At 55.6% G+C, this 7,611-nt stretch carries 8 protein-coding genes; 4 read left to right on the forward strand and 4 right to left on the reverse strand.

Annotated elements, in window-relative coordinates; translation table 11 throughout:
• Positions 1 to 207: 207 nt before the first annotated feature.
• Genes ACF8AM_RS06320 through ACF8AM_RS06330 form a run of 3 tightly spaced genes read left to right on the forward strand, consistent with a single transcriptional unit; the run spans position 208 to position 3,155 of the window.
• Positions 208 to 669 carry a MarR family winged helix-turn-helix transcriptional regulator gene (locus ACF8AM_RS06320; protein WP_392554811.1) on the forward strand — a complete coding sequence of 154 codons (462 nt, stop codon included), beginning with the start codon at positions 208 to 210 and terminating at the stop codon, positions 667 to 669.
• A 45-nt stretch (positions 670 to 714) separates the two neighbouring features.
• Entirely contained in the window at positions 715 to 2,088 is a 1,374-nt protein-coding gene (locus ACF8AM_RS06325; RefSeq protein ID WP_392554812.1) for an alkyl sulfatase dimerization domain-containing protein, read from the forward strand.
• Positions 2,088 to 3,155 (forward strand): SDR family oxidoreductase, encoded by a 1,068-nt coding sequence (locus ACF8AM_RS06330; protein ID WP_392554813.1) that lies wholly within the window; start codon positions 2,088 to 2,090, stop codon positions 3,153 to 3,155. Before ACF8AM_RS06325 ends, ACF8AM_RS06330 begins: the two co-directional genes overlap by 1 nt.
• An 88-nt stretch (positions 3,156 to 3,243) precedes the next feature.
• On the opposite strand, the gene ACF8AM_RS06335 is transcribed toward ACF8AM_RS06330, so the two are convergent.
• The 3 genes from ACF8AM_RS06335 to ACF8AM_RS06345 all read right to left on the reverse strand — a co-directional run bounded on the left by ACF8AM_RS06335 (position 3,244) and on the right by ACF8AM_RS06345 (position 6,104).
• Positions 3,244 to 4,050, reverse strand: a complete 807-nt coding sequence (locus ACF8AM_RS06335) for an SDR family NAD(P)-dependent oxidoreductase (RefSeq protein WP_392554814.1) — start codon at positions 4,048 to 4,050, stop codon at positions 3,244 to 3,246.
• Positions 4,050 to 4,973, reverse strand: coding sequence for an LLM class oxidoreductase (locus tag ACF8AM_RS06340; protein ID WP_392554818.1), 924 nt, complete (start codon positions 4,971 to 4,973; stop codon positions 4,050 to 4,052). Before ACF8AM_RS06340 ends, ACF8AM_RS06335 begins: the two co-directional genes overlap by 1 nt.
• A gap of 144 nt (positions 4,974 to 5,117) precedes the next feature.
• Positions 5,118 to 6,104 (reverse strand): zinc-dependent alcohol dehydrogenase family protein, encoded by a 987-nt coding sequence (locus ACF8AM_RS06345; RefSeq protein ID WP_392554815.1) that lies wholly within the window; start codon positions 6,102 to 6,104, stop codon positions 5,118 to 5,120.
• A gap of 153 nt (positions 6,105 to 6,257) precedes the next feature.
• Between ACF8AM_RS06345 and ACF8AM_RS06350 the strand changes: the two genes are divergently transcribed.
• Positions 6,258 to 6,644, forward strand: coding sequence for a winged helix-turn-helix transcriptional regulator (locus ACF8AM_RS06350; RefSeq protein ID WP_392554816.1), 387 nt, complete (start codon positions 6,258 to 6,260; stop codon positions 6,642 to 6,644).
• Positions 6,645 to 6,808: 164 nt separating this feature from the next.
• On the opposite strand, the gene ACF8AM_RS06355 is transcribed toward ACF8AM_RS06350, so the two are convergent.
• The coding region (locus tag ACF8AM_RS06355; protein WP_392554817.1) for a sigma 54-interacting transcriptional regulator at positions 6,809 to 7,611 on the reverse strand (803 nt) is incomplete at its 5' end.

Raw genomic sequence — 7,611 nt, forward strand, 5'->3', positions numbered from 1 at the left:
CAGGCGAATGGATCAAGGACGAGTTGGTTGAATGGTCCATGTCGTTTGAATGGCAAGATGAACTGGAGTGGTCATGGTTGTCGAGAGTTGACAAATTGCAAAAAAGGGGATTGTCCGAGAAACATTTAGTTGTACAGTGCAAGTAAATGGCTGCGACGTACAGGTAAATAGCCGAGGCGGATCGACTGATTCTCAGATCGGAACGAAATGACTGATCGATTTTGCGGGAGGACGAACATGGACCATGAGGAACGACCTGGGTTTCTGCTCAGTCGATTGGCGTACCTGTTTCGAATTCGGATCACAGACGTTTTAAGAGAGGCGGGGCTGGATTTGTCGGTCGAAGAATCTTCGATTTTGATGGTGCTTCATGAAGCCGGCGAGCCGCTCCGTACGGGAGACTTTGCGGAACTGGTGATGCGTGACATCACCACCGTGACTCGGCAGGTGGATGGATTGGTCAAAAAACGATTGGTCTCGCGAGAGCGTGATCCCAATGACGGTCGAGCGGTTCTGATTTGCGAGACCGCGAAAGGGACGGAGCAGATGGAGAAACTGATGCCGTTGGCGAAGACGCTTCGGCAGCGATTGAAATCAGGGATCAGTGCCCAGCAATGGAGAACCACGATCCAAACGATGCAGAGGATGCAAGAGAACTTGATCGATTGAAGTCGCAAGTCGATGAACCGATTACCCCCTTTGGAGAAAAGTCCGATGAATCGAACACGAAACGCACTGTTTGCTGCGAAATTGCTAGCGCTGGTTTTGCTTGGGGCCGCACCCGTGGTTGCTCAGGAGAACGCAGCGACGGCAAAGTTGATGAAGCAATCCAAACAGTTTGAAGAAGAGATCGTTCATGTTTCCGGCAACGTCTACATCGCGGTGGGATACAGTGTTTCGAACGTCACGATGATCGAAGGCGACGATGGAGTCGTGATCATCGACACGGGCATTTCGCTGGACGATGCCAACCGGATCGTGACTGAGTTCCAAAAGTTCAGCGACAAACCAGTCAAAGGAATTGTTTTCACGCACTCCCATGGTGACCACACGAACGGAGCTGCAGCGTTTTTTGGGGAAGAGCGACCACAGATCTGGGCTCACAAAAACTTCGGTAGCGAAGCCCAACCGTTGGTGGCTGGTGGGGTGAAGTTTCAAAGCGTTCGAGGTGCACGTCAGGCTGGTTTCAAGCTGCCACCCGAACAACGTATCAACAACGGCGTTGCACCCGTTCGTTATCCCAAGCTAGGGGGTCAAGCTTTCGCATCGCGAGCGGACACCAAGCCGACTCACTTTCTGGAAGAGGACCGTCAAACGATCGAGATTGCAGGGGTCGAACTTGAACTGGTTTCGTCTCCTGGCGAGACCAACGATCAGTTGTTCGTCTGGTATCCCGCCGGAAAAGCATTGTTCGCTGGTGACAATTTCTACCGATCGTTTCCGAACTTGTATGCCATCCGTGGGACTCCCAATCGCAGCGTGCGTTTGTGGGCAGAGAGTCTCGGCAAATTAGCAGCCAACGAGGCGGAGGTGTTGGTCGGCGGTCATACCAAACCGATCCTCGGAGCCAGCAAAGTCAAGCAAGTTTTGGAAGACTACCGTGATGCGGTTCAGTACATTCATGACAAAACCGTCGAGGGAATGAACCAAGGAATGACTCCAGACGAATTGGTCGGCTACGTCCAGTTGCCGGAAGACCTAGCCAGCAAAGATTACTTGCAGCCTTTCTACGGGCATCCTGAATGGGGTGTCCGCAGCGTCTTCAACGGGTACTTTGGCTGGTACGACGGCAACCCATCGAACTTATTTCGTTTGTCACCGCGAGCGGAAGCCGAGCGAGTCGCCCAATTGGTTGGGGGCCCTGACAAACTGTTCGCCATCGCGAAAGCTGCGTTGGCTGACGATGACAACCAATGGGCAGCACAGCTTGCGGATCATCTGTTGGCGATCGACGGTGATTCGGCGGATGCGAAAGTGCTGAAAGCCGATGCGTTGAGCAAACTCGCCGCCGGAATGGTCAACGCCACTGCGAGAAACTACTACCTTACCGTTGCTCGCGAACTTCGTGAAGAAACCGTGACGAAATAATGAGCCCGCATTTTGTGAGTCCGCCGCCACCGCTTCCCATGCTGATCACCGGCATTGCTGGTGTGCCGGGGTACAACGCGTTGCACTACTTTCGGGCGTTGTACGGTGATCAGGTCATTGGAATTCGTCAGCCATCGATGTGGCCGTTGATCGGGGAAGGAGTCGTGGCTTGCGATGTCGAGGACGCGCAGCAGGTGGATGCGTTGTGGGAAAAATATCGATTTGCAAGCTTGTTGAACTGTGGTGGAAGCTGCCGACTGAAGTCGTGTGAGCTGGATCCGGCCATGGCTCATCGCGTCAATGTTACGAGCACGGAAAACTTGATCCGTTCGGCGGTTCGTTACGACGCGCAGATCATTCATTTGTCCATCGATTTGGTCTACGCTGGTCGCGTGGATCGGGGGTACCGCGAACATGATCCGCCCGATCCCGTCACGGTGTATGGGGCGAAGATGGTCGAGGCGGAACAGGTTGTGCGTCGCTTGAGACCGGATGCGTGCCTGCTGCGAATCTCGTTGCCAATGGGGATCAGCTTCAATGGGCACGCAGGAGCCGTCGATTGGATCTCCTCGCGATTCAAGCAGTCCAAACCGGCGACGTTGTACACCGACGAAGTCCGCACCCCGACCTACACGGACTGCATGAACCGGTTGTTCGCTCGGCTGTTGGCACACCCCCTCGAGGGAACCTTTCACGCTGGTGGGATGCGGCGGTTGAGCCTGTATCAGATCGCACAAATTGTTAGCGTCGTAGGCGGTTATGATCCCGATTGCCTGCAAGGATGCCCGCGGGTGGAAGCCGGGCCGATGCCGCCGCGTGCCGGTGACGTGACGATGGATTCGTCCAAGTTAGCGGACGCGATCGGGTTTGAACCGTTTGATCCTTGGCCAACGGACGATGCTCTGGTGCCGACCGATCCGGAATGGCACTACCGAATGGCCAAGCAGTTTGGCGGCAGTGAATCGTCTGTGCATCGACTGCTTTACTGCAATCCAAATCGCCCCGGCATTGTGCCGCCTAGCCGAGATGAGCTTTGGGGCGAACGTTTCGGTAAGGAACCGTCGTGAAAGCATGGATTGGGTTCGACGGTTGATCGGCACGGCGATGCGATGCAGCGCCGCACCATTGGCTTTTGGGTGACCCGTGTTCCGGTTTTCAGTGCAGTTGCTTGGCAAGTGGTTCTTCGATGGCCCGGATGATTTGGGCGTTCTTTTCCGCGTCCAGGGCATCGGCATGCGGCGGTCCAAATTCCCCAGCATCGTTGTTGTAGTACTGCCCGGAAGCATTCGCGAATTCATCGTCGAGAGCGGCGCGGGTGAGGATTTTGGCTCCGATGGTGATGTCTTTGCCTGGGACACCAAATGCCGTTTGCACCATTTTGCTGGCGAGCAAAGAACCTGGGTTCACCGCGATGACGGCCGGGCCGTCTTGACCAAGTGAATCCGCCATCCCACGTGACCACATCGTGAGCGCGAGTTTGCTTTGTGCGTACGCCTCGCCATCGCTCAACAAGCGTTCGCCGCGGAACGCATCCATTGCCACAGGTGACTGAGCTGCGGAAGAAAGATTGATCACGCGTCCGGTCGAATCCATCAATGGCAGAAGACGTTTGGTCAGGAGGTAAGGAGCGATCGTGTTGACCACGAATCGGACGTCGAGTCCTTCCTGTGTCAACGGATCAGACGTTGAGAAAACGCCCGCGTTGTTGATCAGCACATCGAGGTGGTCGTGCTTGGCGGACACCGCATCGGCGAACGCTTCCACCTCGTTCATGCTCGAAAGGTCAGCCACGTAGCTTTCAATCGATGCGTCATCGGAAAGCGAACGCAACATCTGTTGGACTTGTTCCAGTTTCGCGGCACTGCGTCCGTGAATCAAAAGATGATGGCCGAGCGGCGCCAGACTCTTGACAGTTTCCAGGCCGATGCCGTCGGTTGCTCCGGTGATCAGAATACGTTTCATCAGTCTCTCGCTTTGTGTTGAAATTCGGGAAGTAGTTCGTCGGCAATTCTTTTCAAGGTCGACTCGATGTCGGCTTGATTGAATCGCAGGTTCAAGGCGATGTGATTGACACCCATTTCCTGTCGTGATCGCAGGTAGTCGCGAAGCGGATGGATGCCCATTCGCAACCCCAGATGAATCGGCGTGGGCGGGGTGTCGGGGTTTTCTGTGAGGTCGATGTAGAGCGGTTGCAAAACAGGTTGGTTGGGGCGTCCGTTCGCTTGCATCCGCTGTCGCCAATCCTGAATGACTCGGGCTTGCGATTCGGCGGAACGCGGGTAAGTCATCCAGCCATCTCCGTGAGCGGCCAGCCACTCGGGGCTCTGTTGACTGCTACCCGTGATCAGCAATGGAAGTTTGCCAGAGACTGGCTTGGGAAGCATGTCCATTTCGCCGCTGACTCTTCCGCGTTGGTTGTTGAAACTTGGCCACGGATCGCTCATTTTGCGAATGTACTGGTAGGACTCACGAAAGCTGGCACCGCGATCCGCAAACGGTGCGTTGATCGCCGGGTACTCTTCGGGACGATCACCGGAAGCCACGCCAAGAATCAGTCGGCCTCCGGACAGCACATCGGCGGTCGCAGCGGCTTTTGCGACGTGAGCCGGATGCCTCAGTGGCAAGATGATGCTGGCGACGCCCAATGCAATTCGTTCGGTCATCCCAGACAACATTCCAAGGTACACAAACGGATCATAGGTCTGGCCAGCATCCCCAAACGCCGGAACATTGAACGGAACATCACGCAACCAAACCGCCGAGAAACCCAGCTTTTCGGCGAGCTGAACACGTTCGATGTGCCGGTGCATTTCCGGGACAGGCCCCTCACCGTAGCGTTCAATCGGGACCACCAATCCGAGGCTCAGTCGGTTCACATAGAACACGTTGTTGTAGCCACGGTTGATGGATTGGAATTCGACGGTGTCGGGAGTGGTTGCCGAGGACATCTCTCTTTCGATCGATCAAGGGGAGTGGAATGCCGTCGGTTCGCGATGATTCCTCCGGCTGACGTCAATCAACATGACGCATCAGTTCTCGATGACGACTTTGCCCATGGCTTTGCCGCTTTCCAGTCTCGCGTAGGCTTCGCCTGCTTCTTCCAAGGAGAAGTTGGTTTCATCGAGGATGGGAGTCAGGGCACCCGATTCAGCGATCTCGGTCAGCTTGCGAAGGATGTCGCCATGCTCGGATCGTTTGTGATTGTGCAACATCGGAATCAGCATGAAGACGATGTGCAGCGACAATCCTTTGAAGTGAGCCGGGGTGAGATCCAGTTCGCACATCGACACCGTCGTTGCGATTTGTCCGTTGAGTGCAGCGGCTTCGAACGAGTTGGTCAGATTGGCACCGCCGACAGAATCAAACACCAGATCGAAACCGGCTCCATCGGTGTGTTTGGCAACGTATTGCTCGACCGATTCGGTTTTGTAGTTGATGCCTGTCGCACCTAGCTTTTCAATCAGTGCGATTTGTTTGTCACCGCCTCCGGTGGAATAGACGTCGGCTCCAAAGTGCTTCGCCAATTGCAACGCGACGTGTCCCACGCCGCCTGAACCGCCATGCACGAGCACTTTCTGGCCCGCTTGGATGCCTGCGCGAACCAAGCCTTCGTAGGCGGTGATCGCGACGAGTGGCAGTGCGGCGGCTTCCTTCATCGAAAGGTTCTTTGCTTTGTGCGCGATCAAGTCGGCATCGGCAACGATGTACTCGGCCAACGTGCCCGGCAAATCTGCCAGCCCGCCGGCGCAGCCATAGACTTCGTCGCCGACGGAGTAGTTCTGCACACCTTCGCCAACGGCTTCGACAGTGCCGGCGAAGTCCATTCCAAGAATGGCTGGGGCGGGTGGCGACAAAGGCAGGTCCGATCCCATTTTGCGAATCATGGTGTCGACCGTGTTCACGCTCGAGGCGGCAATCTTGACTAAGACGTGGCCCGGTTTGACGGCAGGTTGATCGACTTCGGATGCCTCGAAGGCTGCGTTTTCACCGTAGTTCTTGATCAGCATGGCTTTCATGATTGGTTTCCTTTGAGTCGAGAGTGGCTCGGACGCAATCGCACGATTTCGTTGATTTCGCAGTCGCATGCCTGTTTGTTTGTTAGTACGGTGTGATAATAGAAGTAGATGCCAGCCTGGCAAGAACGCACTTTTTAAGCTTATAGGCACAAAATGGATACTAAAGGAAAAGCACGGCATACGAACTACGAGTTGCCGGCTTGCCCCGTCGAGGCAACGCTGGAACTGATCGGAGGCAAGTGGAAGGGCATCGTGCTTTACTATTTGATGGTCGACGGACGCCTCCGCTTCAGCGTTCTCAAACGCAAAGTTGGCTGTGTCACGCAGAGAATGCTGACCAAGCAACTTCGCGAATTGGAGGACAGCGGTTTGGTTAACCGGATCGTCTACGCCGAGGTTCCACCGCGAGTGGAATACGAATTGACGGAGGAAGGCGAGTCGCTCAAGCCCGTGTTGCTAACGCTGAAGAAGTGGGGCGAAGCCCACGCGTTACCACTGCTTGAAGAGCGAGAGAACCGGAGAGCGGTGGACGCTTCGTGATGGAGTATGTCTTTCTTTTGTTCTGGCGGAATGGTTGGGTTGCATCTCGTCAGAACGCGCCAAAGAAGTGACCGGCCAAACCATCAATGTGGATCGCGGTTGCGTGATGCATTGCTAGCGAAACCGAGCGACAAGCGATCGGACGCAACAATGGGCAATGCGTTTCAGGAGGATGCGATGCCGAGCGATTTGATTCGCGAGGCGAGAGTGGTGGGTTTCATTCCGAGAAGGGTGGCGGCCCCGGCGTCGCCATAGACTTTGCCACCGCATGCTTGCAATGCTTTGCGGATGTTGTTGGCCTCGAGCGATCGAAGTTCGGCGACGGTCATGATGTCGTCCGGTTCGTCTGAGTGAACGGGGACAAGTTTCGTCGATTCCGTGTCGGGTTGCGACGCCAGATTCAACTTGAGTTTGCCAGGCGGCGAGGTGATCAAAGCGCGCTCGAGCACGTGTTGCAATTCGCGAATATTGCCGGGCCAGTCATAGCGTTGCAGTTCGCTGGCGTTGGCTCGTGTGAGCCTGGGGGCCGGTTTGCCAAGTCGCCGCGAAAGGATTTTCAGCAGGTGATCATCCAGCAGCGGCAGAACGTCTTTGCGATTGCGAAGCGGCGGCAGATCAACCGGAAACACACTGAGACGGTAGTACAGATCCAACCGAAAATGGCCCGCCTCCGCTTCGGCTTTTAAGTCGCGATTCGTCGCCGCGATGATTCGGACGTCGACTCTGCGAGTGTGTTCTTCCCCGACGCGTTCCAGTTCGCCTTCCTGCAGAACCCGCAGCAATTTGCTCTGCAAATCCAGTGGAATCTCACCGATCTCGTCCAGGAACAATGTGCCTCCTTCCGCCAGTTCAAATCGCCCGACGCGGTCCCGCAATGCGCCGGTGAAACTTCCCTTGGTGTGCCCAAAGAATTCGCTCTCGTAAAGTTCACGAGGAATCGCGGCGCAGTTGACTTTGATCAGTGGTC

The organism is Rhodopirellula sp. JB055, from assembly GCF_043100905.1.
In the GTDB taxonomy this organism is placed as follows: Bacteria; Planctomycetota; Planctomycetia; order Pirellulales; family Pirellulaceae; genus Rhodopirellula.

Bases quoted from the DNA above. Each gene is read 5' to 3' on its own strand.
- ACF8AM_RS06320 (WP_392554811.1), top strand. From the start codon at position 208: ATGACTGATCGATTTTGCGGGAGGACGAACATGGACCATGAGGAACGA.
- ACF8AM_RS06325 (WP_392554812.1), top strand. From the start codon at position 715: ATGAATCGAACACGAAACGCACTGTTTGCTGCGAAATTGCTAGCGCTG.
- ACF8AM_RS06330 (WP_392554813.1), top strand. From the start codon at position 2,088: ATGAGCCCGCATTTTGTGAGTCCGCCGCCACCGCTTCCCATGCTGATC.
- ACF8AM_RS06335 (WP_392554814.1), bottom strand. From the start codon at position 4,050: ATGAAACGTATTCTGATCACCGGAGCAACCGACGGCATCGGCCTGGAA.
- ACF8AM_RS06345 (WP_392554815.1), bottom strand. From the start codon at position 6,104: ATGAAAGCCATGCTGATCAAGAACTACGGTGAAAACGCAGCCTTCGAG.
- ACF8AM_RS06350 (WP_392554816.1), top strand. From the start codon at position 6,258: ATGGATACTAAAGGAAAAGCACGGCATACGAACTACGAGTTGCCGGCT.